The sequence below is a fragment of the Stenotrophomonas sp. ATCM1_4 genome (assembly GCF_004348115.1).
Classification (GTDB): Bacteria; Pseudomonadota; Gammaproteobacteria; order Xanthomonadales; family Xanthomonadaceae; genus Stenotrophomonas; species Stenotrophomonas capsici.
Genome location: NZ_QPFB01000001.1, coordinates 4,011,946 through 4,033,208, shown reverse-complemented (window position 1 = coordinate 4,033,208; position 21,263 = coordinate 4,011,946). Strand labels below are relative to the sequence as shown.

The window sequence follows — 21,263 nt, the reverse complement described above, 5'->3', positions numbered from 1 at the left end:
GTAGGCATAGGCGAGGCACCTACAGGGACTGGAGGGGAAGTGAGCGAGATGGAAGACTTGCTGCACAGGGTTGCGGCAACTATTGCTACGTATAGACAGGGTGAGATTGAGGCCCCAACCGCACAGCATGTGGACCGTTGGCTTCGACAGTTCACGCCCGAGAACCAACTGCCGTTTCTCAGAGAATTCTCCAGCGTCATGGGGCATATTTTTGTCACCAGAGCATGGACGATTGAATTTCTCAGAAGATTGATTGGCAATCAGGAGCTGTCAGGACCAAATCCGGCGCAGTACTGGGGCGCGGCGAACATCCTGCAAATTCAGAGCGTCGGTCGAAGCCAACAGGAAATGGTGAGGCTTCTTGGCGAAAGTCTGATGCATGGATACGGGCTTGATGTCTTGCGATGCGGGCATCCTGACGGAGACTTCATCTACCTTGATGACGGCATCTTTTCAGGGTCGAGGGCCATTGCCGACTTGGGTGAGTGGATACGCACGCAAGCGCCAGCTCACGCGAATCTTCAAATCATTGTCATAGCTCTCCATATAGGGGGATTTTACTGGGTTAAAGACAATCTTCAGAGAGTTGCACGAGAGTCCGGAAAGAACATCATCATAAAGTTCTGGAAAGTGTACGACATCGAGAATCGGCGGACATACAAGAACTCATCCAACGTTCTTTGGCCGGCTACAGTGCCCAATTCCCAAGAAGCGCAAGCCTACGTCGATTCCATTGCCAGCACTAGGTTTCCGCTTGAGATGCGCGCAGCCGGCGCGCCCAGATGGCCTTTTGTGTCAGAGGAAGGGCGTCAGATTCTAGAGGGGGAATTTCTAATTGCGGGGGCAAAGATAAAGGCCAACATGGTCGAGGAAAAAAGCTACTTCCGTCCCCTTGGCTTCGGCTCCTTTGGTGCAGGGTTCGGCACGATGATGGTCACGTACAGGAATTGCCCGAACAACGCGCCTCTTGCGCTGTGGTGGGGAGACGGCGGTGTGAGCACGCCTGCATTAAACTGGTACCCTCTCTTCAAAAGAAGAACCAACTCTTCTCTGGAAAATATCTTCGATGACCTCACTCGATAAGCCAGCGAAAAACAGGGAGAAGGCCAGTCAGATTAGGACCTACTCAAGAGCGGAATCGGTTGTCTTTTTTAGGACAAAAGAAGCATTCGGCGGGTTATCAAACATGGCCTCCGGCTATCCCCTGAACATCAACGGCATTGAAGTCCCCTCCTCTGAGGGGTTGTATCAAGCCTGTCGCTTTACGCACCTGCCTGCCGTGCAGGAGGAGATAATTCGTCAATCTAGCCCCATGAACGCAAAAGCCGTTAGTAGTGAGTGGCGGAGCAAGACAAGAGCGGATTGGCTTGCGATACGCGTCACTGCAATGCGTTGGTGCCTGAGAGTCAAGGCTTTGCAGAACAAAGATACATTTTTGCAGCTATTGTTATCGACAGGCAGTCGCCCGATTGTGGAACTGTCGCGCCGGGATGATTTTTGGGGGGCCTTGGAAGTGACTCCGGGAACACTTACGGGGCGGAATGTTCTGGGGCGCTTACTGATGGAGTTGAGGGCAGAGTATGACGCAGACTCTGATAGCCTTAATGATGTTGCGCCACCAAACATCAAGGATTTCGCACTCTTCGGTCAGCCAGTTGAAACGGTCAACGGCGCCACAAAGGCAATAGCGCAGCAAGCTAAGTTGTGCTGATGTCAGCCTCCACGCATTGCGCACGGCAATAGGTTTTTGCCTATGAATTCCGAAGCTTCGCGACTAAGCGATGAACAAATCAAACACATTAGAGCGAAGGCGCTAAGGGCGCTTGGCCCCATTAGACCTGCACAATCTGAAAGTCCCGCAGAGCCTGACATTCTCTTCAGGGCTGAGAGAACTAAAGCGGGTCGACTATTGCCGCCATATTATGTTGTCTATTTCTTGCTAGTTGAACTTCTGGGGTTCAAGAACCTTGGCCGATGGGAAAAGCTGGCCTGGTCGGTTCCGATAGAGTACAAGGAAAAGGTGTTCTTAGTTGAGCACAGGAAGCTTGGATTAGGAATCTTCTGCGTTGACGCAGCCGCCAACGAGGAGAGGGCTAATGAGATTCGCATCAAAATTGAGAAGGCGTGCAAAGCGGCTCGACCATACTTCCAGCAACTAGCAAAGAATGCAATTGAGGGTGGCAAGCTTAATGTCCATAACAATCATGCTTCTTTGTATGGGCGGCTTCAGTATATGCTCGGAAGATATCGGGCAGCCTTAAAGGCAGAAGAAAGAGCCAAAAAGAGGCCTCCCGTAGTCAGGCACTATCCTAATGGGGGAATGTCCAGCAGTTGGAGACATTGGACTGATGCATCTAATCGCGTGGCTTGGTTGGCTCAAGGCGCTATTGAAGCGTTCTTCTCATGGAGCGAACATGCATTGATTCACCTCGCGGTGCTGAGTGGTCGTATTGAGAGCGGTACTGCGCTTCTTAAGGTCACTATGGGGGACTGGAAGGAAAAATACCAACTCGCTCTTGACATCAGCGACCCTCTTTGGAAAGAGCATTACGACAAACTACTCCAAGTACGAAATGAGCACCGAAACTTCATCGCACATGGAGCCTTCGGTAAAGATGGGCGCGCCTTCTCCTTTCATTCGAAGGCGGGCGCAGTGACCTTGTCACTAGCCGAAGACGAAACAGGCCAGCCAACATTCTTGCCGCGAAAAACGATTTCTGACAGGGACGCAGTTGGCGTTATAGAGGGATGGATTACGGATGTTCGGAGACTCAAGGAGCCTCATTGGATGCATCTTGAGTCATACCTAACCTCTATCCTTCCGTTCGGAAAACGGGAATATTCAATCGCCATATCCTCGGTCGAGGAAATGGAGAGATACATTGAGTGCCAAGTTCGGATTAATGATGACCACGCAAACATGGATTGGTGAGGTCAATTTGAATGAATTTTTTGGCAAGGTGGACCTAGTGATACGAAACTAGCTCCATATTGCCCTTCAAATGGAAAACGACTCCTTCCGGTCCCTTCGGCCGGAGGAAAAAGATGTTGTCCCCATTCGGCCAGTGAGTTGTTTGCAGGTCTTTCGTAAGGTACTTCGCCAATCCGTCGGCGTCATAGACTTTCCGCACATCGATACGGTCTAGGCCAGACATCGGCCTATTGAAGTCATCACGAAGCCATAGTGCCGCTTCGTTCACTATGGCAGTGAACCGCTCGTCACCTAGGTCGGGGTTTGGCTTCTGCACAAGAACATGAAAGTGAAGGCGGCCGCGTAACTCATGGCTCCGTTTGTGTCGTTCCGCGACAATGGTGGCGTGAATTCCATCGCCTTTTTTCTTCCATCTAGGCCCCCAGATTGAACGATTGATGTGCTTTGTGCAGTCCCATAAGCCATCAATAGCTCTCGCATCGCTGTATGGATGCATGTATGAGTGCGTCCACATATAGGCGTAAGGGGAGGCAGAACCCAAGAATTCCTTCCAAGCGCCATATAGCTGAACACTAGAGGTGCTATCGGCTGGAGCCTCGTTCGTGTTCCAATCGAATAATTCATCAGTGTGGTGTTGAGGCAAGGCGTCCTGCTTGACCTCGATGGCGCCACGATAGCGCGAGTAGTTGGCAATCCTTTCAGTAATGTACATGTTCCTCTCCTAAATTATTAGCGTGTTTTGGATATTTCTCTCCTTTATTGGGAGGAGGGGTCAATCTGCGGGACTAGCCTCAGCAGCAAGCAGTTTTTCTATGACTGCCTAATAGTTAGTGCTGGGGGGTAATCCCCCCGCAGATTAGCTGACGCCAAAAGTGGAATTTTCTCGTACCCTTTTGGCGATGGCCGCATAGCTCCACTTTTGGCAGCCGCTAAAAGCGGGGGGATTACCGGGGAAATTAGTGGCATCCAAAATCCATGTGACTGACGTCACAGAACAAAAAGTTTGAGGGCGGGCAACCTTATTGTTTTATGAAAGAAGCTACCGCCTTCTCCACTTCATGCGGATAGCCTATTGCGCGGCCAGTCGCTGCCTGCGTGGCCTCGGTGGCTCCGCCGCTATAGACCTGAAACGCCAGAGTCGGAAGCGAGTGGCCGACGTAGCGTGCAATGTGAACTTGGTCAATGCCAAGGCTCTCAAGGCGGGTGATGAGGGTGCGGCGTAGGGAGTGGAAGTCGGTTGCTCCCGTAAGGCCGCGTCCATTCCGGTGATAGCGGAAGGCTTGTCCGACATGCCATGAGAGCTTCTTGTCGTAGCCGCCGCCCTTCAGCTCGTGGAAGAGCTGCGCAGTGGCGGGGCCATTTCTTCTGTGTCGCTTCTTCAGGACTGCAAGCGGGATAAGGTGCGCTATAGCGAGGGTACGGGCGCCTGCATTCGTCTTGCTCTTGACGATTTGCATGTATGCAATACCGCCTTCAAAGCGGATGTCGCCTTGGGCCAGCGAACAGATTTCGTCGATGCGGGCACCCGTGTAGAGGCCGAGTACCATGACCTCTCGTAGTGCCGGATAGGTCGGGTTGCCTGAAAACAGAGCGACCAGTTCAGGCATGGTGTATGGGCGCTTCTTGGGCTTGGTCCGTTCACTTTCGTTCTTGCCTAGACGAAAGCCCTTCCAAGGATTCATTCCCTTGGGCGTGTAACAGCGTAAAGCCATCCACTCCCAGAACGCGCCTAGAGCACTCAGCTTCCGTCTCCGGGTACTTGGGCTATCAGGGGACTTGAGTAGCCGCTCGTCCACGTAGGCAGCCGCCAGAGCGGCTGTGACACTGTTTGGGTCGAGGTCTCCGCCAAGATAGCTGCGCAGTTCCTTGTAGGTCTGCCTGCGCTGGAACTGGACGGTCTTGACGGGACTGGTCATGGTCCAGTCTTCGGACAGGGCATCTAGGCCCGTAGTCGGCCTCAGGTCGAAGTGTGCCGCCGTCTGTGGAACTGGGGCGGGCACTCCACGAATCCCGCTCGGCATATGAAGGGAGAGAGAGGCGGGTGTCCCGCTCTCAAGCGAATCGAGATAGGCGCGGACTTGGGCGAGGGCCGGCCACTTCCGGCGGTTCGCTTCGTCAAGGTCGCGGGTATGCAGGGCGCGTCGGATGTGTGTGTTCCCGACTCTGCCACGTAGCGCGGCAGGTACCTTGATACGGATGTACCAAGACTGGCCTAGTTGCTGTAGGTAATGTCTCTTGCTCAATCCCCTGTCCTCGCGGTCAAGGGGTTCTTGAGCTGTCTGGTGGTCAAGGTTGGTGGTCAAACCCGGTGGTCAGACCGCCAATCCCGGTTCCTCACTATCCCGATACGAACAGGGCCTCCGGTTGTCCGAAGGCCCTGTTTTCAAGCGATTTCCGATGGATTACCGCTTCATCGAACCGAAGAACTCGTCGTTGGACTTGGTGTTCTTCATCTTGTCCAGCAGGAACTCCATCGCGGCGATTTCGTCCATCGGGTGCAGCAGCTTGCGCAGGATCCAGATCTTCTGCAGCAGCTCCGGCTCGATCAGCAGGTCTTCACGGCGGGTGCCGGAACGGTTGATGTCGATGGCCGGGTAGACGCGCTTCTCGGTGATGCGACGGTTCAGGTGCACTTCGCTGTTGCCGGTGCCCTTGAATTCTTCGTAGATCACCTCGTCCATCTTCGAGCCGGTTTCAACCAGCGCGGTGGCGATGATGGTCAGCGAGCCGCCTTCTTCAACGTTACGTGCAGCACCGAAGAAGCGCTTCGGGCGGTGCAGGGCGTTGGCGTCCACACCACCGGTCAGGACCTTGCCGGAGCTCGGTACGACGTTGTTGTAGGCGCGGGCCAGGCGGGTGATCGAGTCGAGCAGGATCACCACGTCCTTCTTGTGCTCGACCAGGCGCTTGGCGCGCTCGATCACCATTTCGGCGACCTGCACGTGGCGCGCGGCCGGCTCGTCGAAGGTCGAGGAGACCACTTCGCCGCGCACGGTGCGCTGCATTTCGGTCACTTCTTCCGGACGCTCGTCCACCAGCAGCACGATCAGGTGCACTTCCGGGTGGTTGGTGGTGATGGCCGTGGCGATCTGCTGCATCATCATCGTCTTGCCGGCCTTGGGCGGCGAAACGATCAGGGCGCGCTGGCCCTTGCCCTGCGGTGCCATCAGGTCGAGGATGCGGCCGGTGATGTCTTCGGATGAGCCATTGCCGCGCTCCAGGGTGAAGCGCTTGCGCGGGAACAGCGGGGTCAGGTTCTCGAACAGCACCTTGTTCTTCGATGCTTCGATCGGCTCACCGTTGATGGTGTCCACGATCGACAGCGCGAAGTAGCGCTCGCCGTCCTTCGGGAAGCGGATGCGGCCGGACAGGTGGTCGCCGGTGCGCAGGTTGAAGCGGCGGATCTGGCTGGGCGAGATATAGGTGTCGTCCGGGCCGGCCAGGTAGCTGGCCTCGGCTGCGCGCAGGAAGCCGAAGCCGTCCGGCAGGATTTCCAGCACGCCGTCGGCGGCGACGCCGTCGCCGTGGCGGGTCAGCACCTTCAGCAGCGCGAAGATCACGTCCTGCTTGCGGGCACGGGCCACGCCTTCGGAGATCTGCAGCTGCTCGGCGATTTCCAGCAGCTTCTGCGCCGGCATCCGCTTCAGGTCGCTCAGCGAGTAGACCGGGAAGCCTTCCGGCACGCTCGGCATCGGGCGCGGCGCGTAGTTCTCGTTGCCGCCCTCGTTGGGCATGCCGTTGTCGTCGCGGAAGCGGTTGTTGCGGTCGCGGTCGCGGCGGTTGCGGAAACGGTCGCGGCGGTTGCCCTGGCCCTGCTGCTGGCCCTGGCCACCCTGCTGCCCGTTCGGGTTGTTGTGGCGCTGCGGGTTGTTGCCGTCACCGCGCGGCTCGCCGCCTTCCTGGCCGCCGGAGGCGTTGCCGGAAGTGGCCGGGCTGTCGTTGCCACCGGCAGCGGGCGCCGGGGCGGAAGATTCCTGGGCAACCGGAGCCGGCGTCGGTGCGGCGGGCGGCAGCGGCAGTGCGGGCTGGGCCGGAGCGGGGGCGGCGCTGGTATCGCTGCCCTCGGTGGCCTTGGCAACACGCGGCTTGCGCACGCGCTTCTCGACGGGCGCATCGGGGCTCCCGGTTTCGGAAGGAGTGTTCTCGGACAAGTGCTTGATTCCTCTCGCTAAGACGTGCGAGCGCCCTGGGGGCGGCGAACTGGTTGGGAGTGATCCGGTCGAGAACCCGGCCGGAGGGTGCGGCATGCGAACGCTGCCGGATAGGACGACACTAACACCGCCGCGCGCGGGGGTGCAAGTTGCCCGGAAACCCTGTTGGGCCGCCGTATTGGCAAGGCCCGCATGGCCCGGCGGCGGAGCGCCACCGGGCCGGGTGGATCGATCAGGCCAGGGCCTTGTCGATCATCTGGCTCAGCTGGCCCTTGCCGACGGCGCCGATCTGGGTGGCCTGGATCTGGCCATCCTTGAACAGCAGCAGCATCGGGATCGAGCGCACGTGGTACTTCACCGCGGTGGCGCGGTTGTCGTCCACGTTCAGCTTGACGATCTTCAGCTTGCCGTCATAGGCGTCGGCCAGCTCGTCCAGCACCGGGGCGATCATCTTGCACGGGCCACACCATTCCGCCCAGAAATCCACCAGGACCGGTTCGCCGGACTGCAGGACGGCGCTGTCGAAGTCGGCGTCGCCGACGTGTAAAACCTTATCGCTCACTTGTGAGTCTCCTGGGTCAATGCGACTGTCGATGCCGGGTTAACCGTCGCATTGCGGTAAACTGGGTTATTGCGCGGACAAAAAGGGTACAGCCCAAGCCGCGCGACCCGGCGCAGGGGCCGCAGTGTGCGACGGTGCCCGTATTGATGCAAGCCGCCCGGCCACACTGGCCGCCTGGCACTACAAAGACAGAATAATGAGCGACAAACCGCTGACCGATGTGACGTTTTCCTCCTTCGAACTGCAGCCAGCATTGCTGGCAGGGCTTGAAGGAGCAGGGTTCACCCGCTGTACCCCGATCCAGGCGCTGACCTTGCCGGTCGCGTTGCCAGGCGGCGACGTGGCAGGGCAGGCACAGACCGGCACCGGCAAGACGCTGGCCTTCCTGGTGGCGGTGGTCAACCGGCTGCTGACCCGGCCGGCGCTGGCCGACCGCAAGCCGGAAGACCCGCGCGCGTTGATCCTGGCGCCGACCCGCGAGCTGGCCATCCAGATCCACAAGGACGCGATGAAGTTCGCCGCCGACACTGGCCTGCGCTTCGCGCTGGTCTACGGTGGCGTGGACTACGACAAGCAGCGTGAGCTGCTGCAGCAGGGCGTGGACGTGATCATCGCCACCCCGGGCCGCCTGATCGACTACGTCAAGCAGCACAAGGTGGTGTCGCTGCATGCCTGCGAGATCTGCGTGCTGGACGAAGCCGACCGCATGTTCGACCTGGGCTTCATCAAGGACATCCGCTTCCTGTTGCGGCGCATGCCCGAGCGCACCACGCGCCAGACCCTGCTGTTCAGCGCCACCCTCAGCCACCGCGTGCTGGAGCTGGCCTACGAGCACATGAACGAGCCGCAGAAGCTGGTGGTGGAGACCGAGAACGTCACCGCCGACCGCGTGCGCCAGCGCATCTACTTCCCGGCCGACGAAGAGAAGCTGCCGCTGCTGCTGGGCCTGCTGTCGCGCAGCGAAGGCGCCCGCACCATGGTGTTCGTCAACACCAAGGTGTTCGTCGAGCGCGTCGCGCGCGCGTTGGAGCGGGCCGGCTACCGCGTCGGCGTGCTGTCCGGCGACGTGCCGCAGAAGAAGCGCGAGAGCCTGCTCAACCGCTTCCAGAAGGGCCAGCTGGAAATCCTGGTCGCCACCGACGTGGCCGCCCGCGGCCTGCACATCGACGGCATCAAGTACGTCTACAACTACGACCTGCCGTTCGATGCAGAGGACTACGTGCACCGCATCGGCCGCACCGCGCGCCTGGGCGAGGAAGGCGATGCGATCAGCTTCGCCTGCGAACGCTATGCGATGAGCCTGCCGGACATCGAGGCCTACATCGAGCAGAAGATCCCGGTCGAGTCCGTCACCAGCGAGCTGCTGACCCCCCTGCCGCGCCCGGAGCGCGCGCCGGTGGAAGGCGCCGAGGGTGAGGAGAACGAAAGCGTGGGGGCCATCTTCCGCGAAGCCCGCGAGCAGAAGGCCGCCGACGAGGCCCGTCGTGGTGGTGGCCGGGGCGGCAAGCCCGGCGAGCGCCGTGGCGGTGGCGAGCGTGGTGCCGATGGCCGTCCGCGTCGTGAGCGCAAGCCGCGCGTGGAAGGCGAGCAGGCTGCCGCACCGAAGCCGCCGCGCCCGGACATCGCCAGCAGCGCACCGAATGCGTCGGGCACCCCGGCGGTGGAAGGCGAGCGCGCCCCGCGCAAGCGCCGTCGTCGTCGCCACGGCCGTCCGGTCGAAGGTGCCGAGGGCGTGGCCGCACCGGCCGTGGCCAATGCACCGGTGCAGGTACAGGCCAAGTCGATGCGCGGTGGCAGTGACAACGACTCGTTCCTGACCCGCCTGGGCCGCAAGATCCGCCGGATGCTTTCCGGCAGCTGATCGGCCCGGCCCGGGAACGCCGAGCCCTGCTCGGCGCCGGGCCGTGCGGGGATCCTGTGCCGGGCATGGCTCGGCACTACCGGGTGCGCTCCTGCATAATCGGCGGATGAGCGTCCTGCGTTTTGACAATGTCAGCAAACAGTACGCCGGTGGCCATCAGGCGCTGGCGGATGTCAGCTTCGAGGTGGCGGCCGGCGAGATGCTGTTCGTCACCGGGCACTCCGGTGCCGGCAAGAGCACCCTGCTCAAGCTGATCCACCTGAGCGAACGGCCCACGCGCGGCGCGGTGCTGTTCGGTGAGCGCAACCTGCTGAAGGTGCGTGGCGGCAAGGTCGCCCTGCACCGGCGCGAGGTGGGCGCGGTCTACCAGGACCACCGCCTGCTGGTGGATCGCAGCATCGGCGAGAACGTCGCCCTGCCGCTGATCCTGCGCGGCGACCGCCGTGCCGATACCGCCAAGCGGGTGCGCTCGGTGCTCGAACGCATGGGCCTGGCGCACCGCGAGAAGGCCCTGCCCACCGAACTGTCGGCCGGCGAGCAGCAGCGCGTGGGCATCGCCCGCGCCATCGTCGGTGAACCGCGGCTGCTGGTGGCCGATGAACCCACCGGCAACCTCGACCCGACCCTGGCCGCGGAGATCATGTCGCTGTTCGCCGAGCTGCCCGGGCGGGGCACCAGCGTGCTGGTGGTCAGCCACGACCTAGCGCTGATCAAGCAGATGCGCAAGCGCGTGCTGATCCTGGACCACGGCAAGCTGGTCGATGACATCTCGCCGCACGAGCTGGCGGAGTGAGCGCAAGACGATGAGCAAACCCGCAAATACCGAAGCCGCCGCGCCGTCGCGCGTGCTCACCTGGTTCCGCCACCACCTGCACAGCGTGGTGTTCAGCCTTGGCCGCGCGCTGCGCAAGCCGTGGGCCACCGCCCTGACCGTGGCGGTGATGGCGCTGGCGCTGGCATTGCCGCTGGGCCTGTCCATCGCGCTGGACAACCTCAAGCATTTCGCCGGCAGCGTGCAGCAGTCGCGTGACATCAACCTGTTCCTGAAGCCCGAGCTGGACGCGGCCGCCGCGCAGACGGTGGTGGCCGCGCTGCGCGCCCGTGCCGACGTGGCCGAGGTGGCCGTGCGCACCCCGGAAGAAGGCCTAGCCGAGCTGCGGCAAAGTGCCGGGCTGGGCGAGGCGATCGATGCGCTGGGCGACAACCCGCTGCCGACGCTGTTGATCGTCACCCCGGCCACGGGCGATGACGCCGCGTTGGCCAAGTCACTGGAAGCCCTGCCGGAAACCGACCTGGTCCAGCACGATGCGCTGTGGCGGCAACGGCTGGACGGCTGGCTGGCGTTCGGTGCACGGCTGGTGCAGGTGTTGTCGGTGCTGTTGGGCGTGGGCGCGGCGCTGGTGGTGGGCAACACCGTCCGGCTCGACATCCAGGCCCGGCGCGAGGAAATCGGTGTCCTGCAGCTGCTCGGTGCCAGTGACGGCTTCATCCGCCGTCCGTTCGTCTACCTGGGGGCGTGGTATGGCCTGGGGGCCGGCGCGGTGGCGCTGGGGTTGATCGGCATCTGCGGTCTGGCGCTGCGCCCGCCGCTGGCGACGCTGTCGCAGAGCTATGGCAGTCCCTTCGTGCTGCACGGGCTGGACCTGTTCCACTCGCTGATGGTGCTGGTGGCGACCACGATCCTGGGCTGGCTCGGGGCATGGCTGGTGACCGGCCACTTCCTCAGGCAGACTCGCCCGACTGAAACCTGAGGCAGGCATGGCGAAGCACGAACTCAAGCATCTGATCAGCGACGCCCCCCGGGTGATGGTGGTCGATGGCTCAAAACTGGTGCGGCGCCTGATCAGCGATGTGCTCACGCGCGAGCTGCCCGACGTGGAGGTGGTGGGGTGCGCCAGCATCGCCGAGGCCCGCGCCGCGCTGGCGGCTGGCCCGGTGCATCTGGTCACCACCTCGCTGGCCCTGCCCGATGGCGACGGCTTGACCCTGGCGCGCAGCGTGCGCGACGCCGCCGGGCAGGCCTACGTGCCGGTGATCGTGGTGTCTGGTGACGCCCAGCAGCACTTGGAGCAGCGCCGTTTCACCGAATACGTCACCGACTATTTCGACAAGTCGCTGGGCCACGAGGCGTTGGCGGCCTTCATCCGTGGCTACGTGCAACCCGAGCCGGTGCCGGATGCGACCGTGCTGTACGTGGAGGACAGCCGCGTGGTGGCCGAGGCGACCAAGCGCATGCTGGAGCGGCACGACCTGCACGTGGTGCATGTGCTCACCGCCGAGGATGCGTTCTCGCTGCTGACCGCCGAATCGCTGGGCCGCACCCAGCGCGAGATCGACCTGGTGCTGACCGACGTGACCCTGAAGGGCGAGTTGAGCGGGCGTGACGTGGTCGAGCGGATCCGCATCGATTTCGGCTACGGCAAGCGCCGCCTGCCGGTGCTGGTGATGACCGGCGACGGCAACCCGCACAACCAGTCGGCGCTGCTGCAGTCCGGGGCCAACGACCTGGTGCAGAAGCCCATCGAAGAACGCCTGCTGGTGACCAAGGTGCTGTTCCAGCTCCGGCTGGCGCGCATGGCCCAGCCGGCGGTGACGCTGTGAACCCGGAGCAGGCGGCGCAGATCCAGCTCGAGCCGAGCTGGAAGGCACAGATCGGCGACTGGCTGCTGCGTCCGGAGATGCGCGAACTGTCGGCCTTCCTGCGCCAGCGCAAGGCGGCCGGCGCGCACGTGTTCCCGCCGGGCCCGCAGATCTTCGCCGCCTTCGACGCCACCCCGTTCGAGCAGGCCAAGGTGGTCATCCTTGGCCAGGACCCATACCACGGCCATGGTCAGGCGCATGGGCTGAGCTTCTCGGTGCCGCCGGGCGTGCCGGTGCCGCCGTCACTGCTGAACATCTACAAGGAGATCGAGGCCGACCTGGGCATCCAGCGCCCGGACCACGGCTGCCTGGTCCCGTGGGCGAAGCAGGGCGTGCTGCTGCTCAACGCCGTGCTGACGGTGGAGGAGGGCAAGGCCGGGGCCCACCAGGGGCGCGGCTGGGAAGGCTTCACCGATCATGTGGTGGACGTGCTCAACCGCGAGCGCGAGGGCCTGGTGTTCCTGCTGTGGGGCAGCTACGCCCAGCAGAAGGGCAAGGTGATCGATACCCGCCGCCACCGCGTGCTCAAGGCCCCGCATCCCTCCCCGCTGTCGGCCCACCGCGGCTTCCTGGGCTGCCGCCATTTCTCCCAGGCCAACGACTACCTGCAGCGCCGCGGGCAGGCCCCGATCGACTGGGGCCTGCCACCGCGGGCGGTGCTCGACGCCGCGCTCGCTGGCGGCTGAATCAGCGTGCTCCCTGTCATTTGACTGAGATGCCTGCTCTGGTAGGGTGTGGGGAATGGGGAAAGCAGCTGTTTGTGGCACCTATTCAGGCTGAAGGCCGGGTGTCGTGCCAAAAACAGAATGCTGGAACTTTTTCTGTACCGGTCAGTCCAATAGTTCTGACTGCTAAGATTGGGACACTATGAGCCTGCATACCTCCACTGCCCTTGTGGCAAACAATCTCCCGATTCCCAGTGCGCTCGGCTCGCTGGATGCCTACATCGGTGCCGTGCACCAGATCCCGGTGCTGTCGGTCGATGAGGAACAGGAACTGGCGCGTCGTTTCCGCGACGAGCAGGACCTGGATGCCGCGCGCGAGCTGGTGCATTCGCACCTGCGCTTCGTCGTGCACGTGGCCCGTGGCTACAACGGCTACGGCCTGCAGCTGGGCGACCTGATCCAGGAAGGCAACATCGGCCTGATGAAGGCGGTCAAGCGCTTCGACCCGGAAATGGGCGTGCGCCTGGTGTCCTTCGCCGTGCATTGGATCCGTGCCGAGATGCACGAGTTCATCCTGAAGAACTGGCGCATCGTCAAGGTCGCCACGACCAAGGCGCAGCGCAAGCTGTTCTTCAACCTGCGCAAGTCCAAGACCCGCCTGGGCTGGATGAACGCTGCCGAAGTCAGCGCCGTCGCCAAGGACCTGAACGTCTCCGAGCGTGAAGTGAGGGAGATGGAGTCGCGCCTGTCCGGTCGTGACGTCGGTTTCGATGCGCCGTCCGACGAGGACGACGACCATGCACCGCCGTCGCCGGCCGCCTACCTGGTCGCACGCGATGAAGACCCGTCGCAGGCCTATGAGCGCGAGGACAGCGAGGACAACCAGCTGAGCCTGCTGCGCGAAGGCCTGGCCAAGCTGGACCAGCGTTCGCGTGACATCATCGCCCGCCGCTGGCTGGATGCCGACAGCAAGGTGACGCTGCAGGAGCTGGCCGACGAGTACGGCGTGTCGGCCGAGCGCATCCGCCAGATCGAGGCGAACGCGTTGAAGAAGATGAAGGCACTGTTCGCCGCCTGATCAGGCGTTGAGGTGCACCGAAAAGCCCGGGGAAACCCGGGCTTTTTCGTGGGCGTTGGTGCGGGCGGACTCTTCCGGTGAAGCTCCCGGCCGAGCGTGGCCCGGCGCGACGGTGTAGATTCCGCGCTTGCATCCTGGAGGGAGAGAACGATGAAAGGTACTTGCCTGTGTGGCGCGATCGAAGTGATTGCCGGTGACGCGCACGTGCAGATCGGCCTGTGTCATTGCAGCATGTGCCGGCGCTGGTCCGGCGGGCCGTTCTTCGCGGTGCATTGCGATGACAAGGTGCGGTTCAACGGCGCCGAACCACGGCGCTACCGTTCCTCGGAATGGGCCGAGCGCGGCTTCTGCGGCGACTGCGGCACCCACCTGTTCTACCGGCTGGTGCCTGACGGGGAGTACTTCGTGTCGGCAGGGCTGTTCCAGCAGGCACCGCTGGAGCTGGTCAGCCAGATCTTCATCGACGAGAAGCCGCCGTTCTACGCATTGGCCAATGACACGCCGACGCTGACCGGCAAGCAGGTGTTCGAGCAGTTCGCTGCCGGGCAATGAACCGGGCCGTGCCGGGCGATGCCCGGCACGGGGTTGTCGATGATGCACGGCGGGGCACGGCTCCGCTCTACCGGGGATCGGGCTTCCGGTCGTCGTAGGGGTTGCCCAGGATGATGCGCGCGCTGCGCTGGTAGCTCCAGTACGCCACGCCCCAGTTGAGCAGCACCACCAGGCGGTTGCGGAAGCCGATCAGGAAGAACACGTGCGCGGCCAGCCAGAACCACCACGCCAGCACACCGGACAACTGCAGCTTGCCCATGTGCACGATGGCGGCCATGCGTCCGATCGTGGCCAGGTTGCCCTGGTCGTTGTAGCGGAACGGGGCAGGGGGCGAGGCACCGTCCAGGCGTGCACGGATCACCTGGGCGACGTAGGCCCCCATCTGCTTGGCGGCCGGCGCCACGCCGGGCACCGGGCGGCCGTTGTCCTGCAGCAGCGCGGCCAGGTCACCGGCGACGAAGATCTCCGGATGGCCGGGGACGGTCAGATCCGGCTGTACCTGCACGCGGCCGGCGCGGTCCAGTGGCACGTCCAGCGTGCGCGCCAGAGGCGAGGCGGCCACGCCGGCGGCCCACACCACGGTGCGCGCGGGCACGTGCACGTCGCCGAGCTGGAAACCGAAGGCGTTGATGTCATTGACCGGGGTGCCGGTCAGCACCTCCACGCCGAGCCGTTCCAACTGCTCGCGCGCCTTCTGCGACAGGCGTTCCGGGAAACTGGACAGCACCCGCGGCCCGGCCTCGACCAGGCGCACCCGTGCCGACGCGGGGTCGATGTGGCGGAACTCGTTGCGCAAGGTGTGCCGGGCGATCTCGGCCAGGGTGCCGGCCAGTTCCACGCCCGTGGGGCCAGCGCCGACCACCGCGAAGCTGAGCCAGGCGGCTTTCTTCTCCGGGTCGTTCTCGGCCTCGGCACGCTCGAAGGCCAGCAGCAGCTTGCGCCGCAGCAGCAGGGCATCGTCCAGCGTCTTCAGGCCCGGCGCGTCGCCGGCCCACTCGTCGTGGCCGAAATAGGCGTGGGTGGCACCGCTGGCGACCATCAGCAGGTCATAACCGACACGGGTGCCGTCGCCCAGCACGACTTCGCGGTGCTGCTTGTCGATGGCGATGACCTCGCCCAGGCGCACGTCGACATTGCGTTGCCGGCGCAGGATGTGGCGCAGTGGTGCGGCGATATCCGGCGAGGACAGCCCGGCGGTGGCGACCTGGTAGAGCAGTGGCTGGAACAGGTGATGGTTGCGGCGGTCGATCAGGGTGATGCGCAGACGGGCCTTGGCCAGGGCACGGGTGGCCCAGAGACCGGCAAAGCCGCCGCCGACGATGACCAGGTGGGGGACTGGGTCGTGTGGCATGTACGTTCTCCAGAAAGACCGGCATCGGGCCGGCCATTGGTGGGGGCAACGGGCGCTGTCGATGATGTCATGTGATGTGCGGACAACATAGATGGCCGATACTGCGGCTCAGCCTTTCGTCATGGAGCTGTGTCATGTCCGAGCCGGAGAAGCGGATTGCCTTGTTGATCGATGCCGACAACGCGCCTGCATCGAAGATCGATGAAATCCTGGTCGAGGTGGCGGCCTTTGGCGTGGCCAACGTGCGCCGTGCCTATGGCGACTGGAAGAACCCGCGCCTGAAGGGCTGGGAGCACGTGCTGCATGAGTTCGCGATCCGGCCGATCCAGCAGTTCGCCTATTCCAAGGGCAAGAACGCCTCGGACATGGCGATGGTGGTCGATGCGATGGACCTGCTGTACGCACGCAACCTGGACGGGTTTGCGATCGTGTCCAGCGATGCGGACTTCACGCCGCTGGTGATGCGGCTGCTGACCGACGGCGTGAAGGTGTACGGCTTCGGCGAGCAGAAAACGCCGGTGGCCTTCGTCAACGCCTGCTCCAAGTTCATCTACCTGGAAGCCCTGGGCAATGATCGCTCCGAGCCGCATGAGCCGAGCGCGGAGCCCGTGGCGGCCGCGCCGGTGCCGGCCGCGGCCAATGCCGGCGAGGGCGCGCCGAATGCAGCGCCCCCGGAAGCGGCCCCGATCACGCCGCGTTCCAGCGGCGAGTTGCGCGGTGACACGCGCCTGATCAACCTGCTGCGCGGCGCGGTGGAAGCTGCCGCCGACGAACAGGGCTGGGCGATGCTCAGCGCGGTGGGCAACCAGATTGCCAACCGCGCTTCGTTCGATTCGCGCAACTACGGTTATCGCAAGTTGAGCGACCTGATGAAGGCGACCGGGTTATTCGAGGTCAAGAAGGACGGCAAGTCGTCGGCCGTGCGTGCAGCGCCGCGCAAGGCGAACAAGGTAAGCAAGGCAAGTACGAAGCGGGCCGAGGCGAAGCCGTGACAATCAGTTCAATGATGCAAAGCGAATACAACGGAGCAAGCGGATGTTGAAGATCTGGGGTCGGCGCAATTCAAGCAATGTGCGCAAGGTGCTGTGGTGTGCCGAGGAGATCGGCCTGCCGTACGAATCGATCGAGGTCGGCGGCGCGTTTGGTGGCACCCAGTCGCCGGACTACCTGGCGATGAACCCAAACGGGCTGGTACCGGTGATCGAGGACAACGGCCTGCCGGTGTGGGAGTCCAACGCCATCGTGCGCTACCTGAGCGCACGTTACGCGCTGGGCACGTTGTATCCGGAAGATGCCGCCGCGCGCGCGCAGAGCGAGAAGTGGATGGACTGGACCATCTCCAGCTTCGCGGTGGCGTTCCGCGACCTATTCTGGGGCGTGGTGCGGACCGCGCCGGCCGATCGCGATGAAGTACGCATCGCGGCCGCGTTGCAGCGTTGTGGCGAGCTGTTGAAGCTGGCCGACGCCGAGCTTGCACGACTGCCGTGGCTGTCCGGCGAGCAGTTCGCGATGGGCGACATCCCGCTGGGCGCGTTTGCCTATGCATGGTTCGAGATGCCCATCCAGCGGCCGGATCTACCGCATCTGGAGGCGTGGTATGCGCGGTTGAAGGCGCGCCCGGCGTATCGGGCGGCGGTGATGACGGCGTTGACCTGAGCGCGCGGCCTTGGGCTTTTCCTGGGGCCCCTCTCCCGTTTCTTGCGGGAGAGGGGCTGGGGTGAGGCCAGCTTTCGGTGTTGCTTTCCGCGAGGACGAGGTGCTGCTGTTGGCCTCGGTTGAAGAGCAACCGCAACAGCGCCCCCATCCGCCCTCCGGGCACCTTCCCCCGCCAGCGGGAGAAGGGAAATTCCAAAGCCAGGTCCAAAGCCAAAGCCAGGTCCAAAGCCAAAGCCAAAGCCAAGTCCAAAGCCAAAGCCAAGTCCAAAGCCAAAGCGGTTTGCTGGCGTTGGCTGCTCTTCGTGCTTTCCCTTCCTGAAAAAGAAACGGCAGCCGCCCGGTACCAGCGCGACTGCCGTGGAGGAGCGCCCCGCGCGCCCAGCGCGGAGGGGTGAGGCTTAGAACTTCCAGTTCACGCCGAAGTAGACGACACGGCCCGCGTAACCGTTGGAGTAGAAACGGGCCTTGGTGTCGTTGCCCAGGTGGGTGCGCGTCTCTTCCTTGGTCAGGTTCAATACCGAGGCACTCAGGCTCAGCGCCGGGGTGATGTTGTACGCGGCGTTCAGATCGATCTGCTGGTAGGGCTCCTGGTAGAGGTTCAGGCCGCTGACCAGGCCCTGCACCACTTCGCCGCGACGGTTCCACGAGGCGCGCAGCAGCAGTTTTTCCACTTCATAGAACACGGTGAAGTTGGCCTGGTTCTCGGCGCTGCCAACCAGCGGCGACTTGCCGATCTGGGTGCCGTCTTCCAGGGTGATCGCCGCTTCGTTGGTGTCGTTCCAGGTGTAGTTCGCCTGGAAGCCCAGGCCGAAATCCAGCGTGTGCTGGGCGTAGAACTCCAGACCCTGCGACACCGCGTCACGACCGCCGGCCGTGGTGGAGTAGTTCTGCACGACGACGGTCTGGCCGCCGACGTTCTGCGTGACGTCCTGCACCACCGGTACCGAGAAGTTGCTGACGTCCTTGCGGAACAGGCCCAGGCCCAGCACCGATCCGGGGTGGAAGTACCACTCCACGCCGATGTCGTACTGGGTGGCCTTGTAGGCTTCCAGATTCTTGTTGCTGCCAGAACCGTACCAGCCCTGCTCACTGGCACCACCGGTGAGGCGGCGGTCGTTGACGTATTCGGGGCTGAAGTATTCCAGGCTGCCCGGTGCGGCGATGTTGCTGTAGCTCGGGCGCGCGATCACCTTGGAGGCTGCTGCACGCAGCAACAGGTTCTCGGTCAGGTCATAAGCCAGGTTGAAGCTGGGCAGCACGTCGGTGTAGTTGCGGTCCAGGCCGCTGACCGCGAACGACTCGGCGCGCGCTTCGCTGTCGGAGAGGCGCCAATAGCCCTCGGTGCCGCAGTAGGTACGTGCGGGTGCGGCGCCGGGCACCGTGTCGCCGGCCTGGCAGGCCAGCGGGTTGCCATTGGCATCGTCGTAGAAGTAATCGTTGTACGAGGTGACCTTGTCGGTGGAGTCGGCATGCTGGCGGGTGCTGACCACGCGCACGCCGACGTTGCCGCGCAGGCGCTCGGTGCGGAAGTTGGCCTGCAGGTAGGTGGAGTAGATTTTTTCGTCCACGTTGTAGACGAAGTTGTCCTCGTTGCGGGTCTGCATCCCCCCGTAGGTCTTGTTCAGGTACGAGATGTAGGCGGGGTAGTTGATGGCCGGGAACGCGCTTGCATTGATGCCGCCTGCCAGGTTGCCCATGCCGTAGATGAAGTCGGGCGAGAACTGCAGGGCGAGGTCGTTGCAGCCGCCGTTCCAGTAGCGGTTCTCGTAGTCGCTGGCATCGGTGCCGGGGCAGGCCCAGTAGCTGTTGCCGGTGCTGCGGTGGATGCCGCCGTCACGGTACTTGACGCCGAACTGCAGCGATTCCAGGAAGCCGCTGTCGTTGTGCCAGGTGGTGTCGATCTGGGCGTACTTCTGCTCGTTGGTGTTGCGCGTCCACGACGAGCCGGTGGAGCCCAGGTCAACCTGCAGGATGCCGTTCTTCAGGTTCTGCATCAGTTCCGGCGAGAACGCCATCGACGGCGTGCCGGCCAGGCTCCAGGCGCTGGCCAGGTTGCCCAGGTTCCAGCTGCCGTCCGCATTCTGGCTGCGCGGCTTGAGTGGCACCGAGAACTGCAGCGACGGGCCGCCCTTGGCCCAGGTGCGCCCGCCCTTGAAGGCGACGTCGACCGACTCGCCGCGCCATTCGGCGGAGAAATCGGCGGTCTGCGACAGTGCCTTTTCGAGGTTGTAGCTGCCGGTGATCTGCGGGGTCGGCACGGTGCAGTCGTCAGAACCCCAGCCACCAGGCGCCATGCCGCCGGCCGCGGCCTCGTCCTCGCTGCAGTAATAGGTCTTGCCCGGGTGCCGGCTGTAGTCGGCGCCGGTGACGATGGTGCCGCTCGGGTCCATGGTCAGCCCATCGAGCAGGCGCCCGCCGGCCCAGTTGCCGTCGCCCCAGTAGCGGGCGATGTTCCATTCCGGCACCTTGATGGTGTGGGTCTGGGAGTCCTGCGACAGGTCGAAGCGGAAGTAGTTCGCGGTCAGGGTGAGGTTGTCCAGCGGCTTGAACTGGAGCGTTATCTGGCCGCCCTTGCGCTCGCGCTTCTCGTCCTTGACGTCGAGGTTCACCGAGGTGGGCATCATGAAGCCGGTGTAGTACTTGCCGCTCTGGTCGTAGAAGCCAGTGCCGCCCCACCAGTTGGAGTTGAAGTCGGAGGGGTTGCCGTTGACGTCAACCGCAGTGCCGCCTTCGTCACGGCCATACCAGGACCAGCCTTCGGTGCTGGCGCCCAGGGTGCGAGTGGTGCGCTTCTGGTCGGTATAACCGACGAACACGCCGAAGCGGTCGTCCTTGTCATGCCAGGCGTAGGAGGCGGAGAGCTGGCCGTCGGCCTTCTCGGTGGTGTCTGCCCAGGTGCCTTCAACCGAGACGAAGCCGGTGTTGGCTTCCATGTCCAGCGGGCGGCGCGTGTGCAGGATCACCGTGCCGCCGATGCCGCCTTCGTCGATGCGGGCTTCCGGCGACTTGAACAGCTCGGCGCTGCCCAGCATGTTCGACGGCAGCAGCGTGTAATTGAACGAACGGGTGGGGTCGCCGTTGGATTCGGCGGTGGCCACGTAGTTGCCGTTCAACTCGGTAAGTGTCAGCTCCGAGGACAGGCCGCGCACGCTGACGTTCTTACCTTCGCCGCCGCTGCGGGTGATGATCACGCCGGGCACGCGCTGCAGCGCGTCGGCGACGTTCTTGTCGGGGAACTTGCCCACGTCCTCGGCGGTGATCACCTCGACCACGGCGTTGGCGTCACGCTTCTGTTCCAGGCTCTTCTCGATGGCGTAGCGGTAACCGGTGACGGTCACGCTGTCCAGCGTGGTGGCGTCGGGCTGCGTGGCAGCCTGTTGTGCGAACGCCGCGCCCGGTGCGATCGCGATGGCGAACAATGCAGCGGCAATGGCGGCGGACAATGTGTCGCGGCCCTGCATGCGGGTGATCTGTTTCATTCCACTCTCTCCCTCTCCTGGATTGAACTGGTAGCTGATACGGAAACTTGAATCGATCTAATTTTTGAAGCCGATTTCTTTTTGACGTTGCAGGTGTTGCCCGTGGCGTTGCCTCGGTCCTTTGCGCCTTTCACGATCAGGCAATCGCGACCGAGTCATTTGGATCGATCTAAACGATTGGCGGCAAATTTTTACCACAGCAGCCGGGTGCGACGCATGCTGCTGCGCAATATGAGCCGGGCCCGGCCGTCCGGGCCGATGTCGCGGCAGGGGGCTCAGGTCAGGGGCGTCCGGTCCGGGAGGGGGCGGGCACCGGGTGAGGCGTGGGGCGATCCG

At 63.3% G+C, this 21,263-nt stretch carries 18 protein-coding genes; 12 read left to right on the top strand and 6 right to left on the bottom strand.

Annotated elements, in window-relative coordinates; translation table 11 throughout:
- Positions 1-48: 48 nt before the first annotated feature.
- From ATCM_RS18330 to ATCM_RS18320, 3 genes are read left to right on the top strand one after another with little or no spacing between them, the layout of a single operon-like run.
- On the top strand, positions 49-1,083 hold the full coding sequence (locus ATCM_RS18330) for a hypothetical protein (RefSeq protein ID WP_243694058.1): 1,035 nt from the start codon (positions 49-51) through the stop codon (positions 1,081-1,083).
- Positions 1,067-1,711, top strand: a complete 645-nt coding sequence (locus ATCM_RS18325) for an NADAR family protein (protein WP_243694057.1) — start codon at positions 1,067-1,069, stop codon at positions 1,709-1,711. The genes ATCM_RS18330 and ATCM_RS18325 overlap by 17 nt, the downstream gene beginning before the upstream one ends.
- A 42-nt stretch (positions 1,712-1,753) precedes the next feature.
- Positions 1,754-2,932: a hypothetical protein gene (locus ATCM_RS18320; protein ID WP_132865900.1), complete on the top strand. Its 1,179-nt coding sequence runs from the start codon at positions 1,754-1,756 to the stop codon at positions 2,930-2,932.
- Positions 2,933-2,966: 34 nt separating this feature from the next.
- Here the strand turns inward: ATCM_RS18320 and ATCM_RS18315 are convergent, their stop codons facing one another.
- The 4 genes from ATCM_RS18315 to trxA all read right to left on the bottom strand — a co-directional run bounded on the left by ATCM_RS18315 (position 2,967) and on the right by trxA (position 7,645).
- Positions 2,967-3,644, bottom strand: coding sequence for a hypothetical protein (locus ATCM_RS18315; RefSeq protein ID WP_132865899.1), 678 nt, complete (start codon positions 3,642-3,644; stop codon positions 2,967-2,969).
- Positions 3,645-3,951: 307 nt separating this feature from the next.
- Positions 3,952-4,848: a tyrosine-type recombinase/integrase gene (locus ATCM_RS18310; protein WP_165931220.1), complete on the bottom strand. Its 897-nt coding sequence runs from the start codon at positions 4,846-4,848 to the stop codon at positions 3,952-3,954.
- 486 nt (positions 4,849-5,334) lie between these two features.
- Complete coding sequence (gene rho, locus ATCM_RS18305) at positions 5,335-7,083, bottom strand: transcription termination factor Rho (RefSeq protein WP_132865897.1); 1,749 nt, start codon at positions 7,081-7,083, stop codon at positions 5,335-5,337.
- Between the two features lie 232 nt (positions 7,084-7,315).
- On the bottom strand, positions 7,316-7,645 hold the full coding sequence (gene trxA / locus ATCM_RS18300; protein WP_132865896.1) for a thioredoxin TrxA: 330 nt from the start codon (positions 7,643-7,645) through the stop codon (positions 7,316-7,318).
- 196 nt (positions 7,646-7,841) lie between these two features.
- Between trxA and rhlB the strand changes: the two genes are divergently transcribed.
- The 7 genes from rhlB (at position 7,842) to ATCM_RS18265 (ending at position 14,441) form a co-directional block, all read left to right on the top strand.
- The gene (gene rhlB, locus ATCM_RS18295; protein WP_132865895.1) at positions 7,842-9,506 is read left to right on the top strand and encodes an ATP-dependent RNA helicase RhlB; all 1,665 of its coding nucleotides are present in this window, start codon (positions 7,842-7,844) and stop codon (positions 9,504-9,506) included.
- Between the two features lie 106 nt (positions 9,507-9,612).
- On the top strand, positions 9,613-10,299 hold the full coding sequence (ftsE, locus tag ATCM_RS18290) for a cell division ATP-binding protein FtsE (RefSeq protein WP_132865894.1): 687 nt from the start codon (positions 9,613-9,615) through the stop codon (positions 10,297-10,299).
- Positions 10,300-10,309: 10 nt separating this feature from the next.
- Positions 10,310-11,257 carry a permease-like cell division protein FtsX gene (ftsX, locus tag ATCM_RS18285; RefSeq protein WP_132865893.1) on the top strand — a complete coding sequence of 316 codons (948 nt, stop codon included), beginning with the start codon at positions 10,310-10,312 and terminating at the stop codon, positions 11,255-11,257.
- A 7-nt stretch (positions 11,258-11,264) separates the two neighbouring features.
- A complete protein-coding gene (locus ATCM_RS18280; RefSeq protein WP_165931219.1) occupies positions 11,265-12,107 on the top strand; it encodes a response regulator in 843 nt (280 codons plus the stop codon).
- Positions 12,104-12,832, top strand: coding sequence for a uracil-DNA glycosylase (ung, locus tag ATCM_RS18275; RefSeq protein WP_132865892.1), 729 nt, complete (start codon positions 12,104-12,106; stop codon positions 12,830-12,832). The genes ATCM_RS18280 and ung overlap by 4 nt, the downstream gene beginning before the upstream one ends.
- Positions 12,833-13,013: 181 nt before the next feature.
- On the top strand, positions 13,014-13,889 hold the full coding sequence (gene rpoH, locus ATCM_RS18270; RefSeq protein WP_132865891.1) for an RNA polymerase sigma factor RpoH: 876 nt from the start codon (positions 13,014-13,016) through the stop codon (positions 13,887-13,889).
- A gap of 150 nt (positions 13,890-14,039) precedes the next feature.
- Entirely contained in the window at positions 14,040-14,441 is a 402-nt protein-coding gene (locus tag ATCM_RS18265; protein WP_132865890.1) for a GFA family protein, read from the top strand.
- A gap of 67 nt (positions 14,442-14,508) precedes the next feature.
- Here ATCM_RS18265 and ATCM_RS18260 read toward each other — a convergent pair whose 3' ends face one another.
- Positions 14,509-15,792: an NAD(P)/FAD-dependent oxidoreductase gene (locus tag ATCM_RS18260; RefSeq protein ID WP_132865889.1), complete on the bottom strand. Its 1,284-nt coding sequence runs from the start codon at positions 15,790-15,792 to the stop codon at positions 14,509-14,511.
- A gap of 134 nt (positions 15,793-15,926) precedes the next feature.
- Between ATCM_RS18260 and ATCM_RS18255 the strand changes: the two genes are divergently transcribed.
- Positions 15,927-16,784, top strand: a complete 858-nt coding sequence (locus ATCM_RS18255) for an NYN domain-containing protein (RefSeq protein WP_132865888.1) — start codon at positions 15,927-15,929, stop codon at positions 16,782-16,784.
- A gap of 43 nt (positions 16,785-16,827) precedes the next feature.
- Positions 16,828-17,448: a glutathione S-transferase gene (locus tag ATCM_RS18250; protein WP_132865887.1), complete on the top strand. Its 621-nt coding sequence runs from the start codon at positions 16,828-16,830 to the stop codon at positions 17,446-17,448.
- 398 nt (positions 17,449-17,846) lie between these two features.
- On the opposite strand, the gene ATCM_RS18245 is transcribed toward ATCM_RS18250, so the two are convergent.
- On the bottom strand, positions 17,847-20,927 hold the full coding sequence (locus ATCM_RS18245) for a TonB-dependent receptor (protein ID WP_165931218.1): 3,081 nt from the start codon (positions 20,925-20,927) through the stop codon (positions 17,847-17,849).
- Between the last annotated feature and the right edge of the window lie 336 nt (positions 20,928-21,263).

Bases quoted from the DNA above. Each gene is read 5' to 3' on its own strand.
- ftsX (WP_132865893.1), top strand. From the start codon at position 10,310: ATGAGCAAACCCGCAAATACCGAAGCCGCCGCGCCGTCGCGCGTGCTC.
- ATCM_RS18315 (WP_132865899.1), bottom strand. From the start codon at position 3,644: ATGTACATTACTGAAAGGATTGCCAACTACTCGCGCTATCGTGGCGCC.
- ATCM_RS18250 (WP_132865887.1), top strand. From the start codon at position 16,828: ATGTTGAAGATCTGGGGTCGGCGCAATTCAAGCAATGTGCGCAAGGTG.
- ATCM_RS18330 (WP_243694058.1), top strand. From the start codon at position 49: ATGGAAGACTTGCTGCACAGGGTTGCGGCAACTATTGCTACGTATAGA.
- ATCM_RS18245 (WP_165931218.1), bottom strand. From the start codon at position 20,927: ATGAAACAGATCACCCGCATGCAGGGCCGCGACACATTGTCCGCCGCC.
- ATCM_RS18310 (WP_165931220.1), bottom strand. From the start codon at position 4,848: ATGACCAGTCCCGTCAAGACCGTCCAGTTCCAGCGCAGGCAGACCTAC.
- ATCM_RS18325 (WP_243694057.1), top strand. From the start codon at position 1,067: ATGACCTCACTCGATAAGCCAGCGAAAAACAGGGAGAAGGCCAGTCAG.
- ATCM_RS18255 (WP_132865888.1), top strand. From the start codon at position 15,927: ATGTCCGAGCCGGAGAAGCGGATTGCCTTGTTGATCGATGCCGACAAC.
- ATCM_RS18265 (WP_132865890.1), top strand. From the start codon at position 14,040: ATGAAAGGTACTTGCCTGTGTGGCGCGATCGAAGTGATTGCCGGTGAC.
- ATCM_RS18320 (WP_132865900.1), top strand. From the start codon at position 1,754: ATGAATTCCGAAGCTTCGCGACTAAGCGATGAACAAATCAAACACATT.
- rpoH (WP_132865891.1), top strand. From the start codon at position 13,014: ATGAGCCTGCATACCTCCACTGCCCTTGTGGCAAACAATCTCCCGATT.
- ftsE (WP_132865894.1), top strand. From the start codon at position 9,613: ATGAGCGTCCTGCGTTTTGACAATGTCAGCAAACAGTACGCCGGTGGC.
- rhlB (WP_132865895.1), top strand. From the start codon at position 7,842: ATGAGCGACAAACCGCTGACCGATGTGACGTTTTCCTCCTTCGAACTG.
- ATCM_RS18280 (WP_165931219.1), top strand. From the start codon at position 11,265: ATGGCGAAGCACGAACTCAAGCATCTGATCAGCGACGCCCCCCGGGTG.
- ATCM_RS18260 (WP_132865889.1), bottom strand. From the start codon at position 15,792: ATGCCACACGACCCAGTCCCCCACCTGGTCATCGTCGGCGGCGGCTTT.